Genomic DNA, 1253 nt, shown 5'->3' with positions numbered 1-1253 from the left:
CCCCTGGCTACACGCCTACAATCACCACCGCGGCCACACCGCACTCGGCGGCCAACCACCCGCCAACCGCGTACCTAACCTCTCAGGACAGAACACCTAGGCGAGATCCGGCTGGATCGGTTGCGGGTCTCCGACATCGCGGGGATGTTCGACGCGATCGAGGAGTTCAACGACGTCATCACCGCCGCCCGCGCCAGCAGCGACCCGATCCAGCGGGCGGAGGCGCGGAATCGGCGGCCGGTCGGTCCGGCGACGATGCACCGCATCCGGGCCACGTTGCGGCACGCGCTGAACGTCGCGATCAAGCAGGACCGGCTGATCGACTTCAACCCGGCCGCCGTGGTCGAACTGCCCGACGCCGTATCCCCGAAGGCGCTGGTATGGACCGACGAACGCGTCACCGACTGGAACCAGATGTTGCAGCAGCGGCTCACGGCCGAGCAGGTGCGGCGCGGCGGCGCGCTCAGCCGGGCGGTGATGCTCAACATTTATGCCTCTACGCCGCGTCCGTCTGCGGTGATGGTGTGGACGCCCTCGCACACCTACGCCTTCCTCGCCCACGCCACCACACACCGGCTCTACGCGCTGTACCGCCTGATCGCGTTGCGCGGACTGCGCCGGGGTGAAGCGGTCGGCTTGCGCTGGCGGGACGTCGACCTGTCGGCGGGGACGGTCGGGGTGCACTGGCAGATCACCCAGCTCGGCTGGCAACCGGTCCAGGGCAAGCCCAAGACCGAGGCCAGCGACCGCACCATCGCGCTCGATGACGACACCGTCACCGCGCTGCGCGCTCATCGCAAGGCCCAAGCAGCCGAGCGCCTGGCCGCGGGGGAGGCGTGGGTGGACAGCGGATTCGTCTTCACCGACGAGATCGGCAGGCCGTTGCACCCTCAGCAGGTCAGTGACCAGTTCTATGTGCTGGCCTTCCACGTGGGGCTGCCGCCGGTGCGGTTGCATGACCTGCGGCACGGGGCGGCAACCCTGATGCTGGCCGCCGGGGTCGATGTGAAGATCGTGCAGGAGACCCTCGGGCACGTCTCCTCCACTTTCACGCGTGACACCTACATCAGCGTCTACCCCGAGCTGGCCAAGACCGCCGCTGAATCCACCGCCGCCCTCGTCAACACCGCAGCACGAAACGGCCAGCGAGCGAGGTTGATCAACTTGTCGGGCAAGACCGGCGACAACGTTCCCAGCTGAGCCATCCAGCAGGGGAAGCGGGCCCGCCGCACCTTGGGCGGGCCCGCGAGAAC

Annotated in this window: 1 protein-coding gene; it reads left to right on the top strand. The window is 68.5% G+C overall.

Features of this window, described 5'->3' with window-relative positions; genetic code table 11:
* The first annotated feature begins 120 nt into the window (after positions 1–120).
* On the top strand, positions 121–1200 hold the full coding sequence (gene xerC / locus ACFWY5_RS11135; protein ID WP_379631417.1) for a tyrosine recombinase XerC: 1080 nt from the start codon (positions 121–123) through the stop codon (positions 1198–1200).
* The last annotated feature ends 53 nt before the right edge of the window (positions 1201–1253 follow it).

The organism is Nonomuraea sp. NPDC059007 (genome assembly GCF_042740555.1).
GTDB lineage: Bacteria > Actinomycetota > Actinomycetes > Streptosporangiales > Streptosporangiaceae > Nonomuraea.
This window is presented reverse-complemented; position numbering and strand designations above follow the sequence as displayed.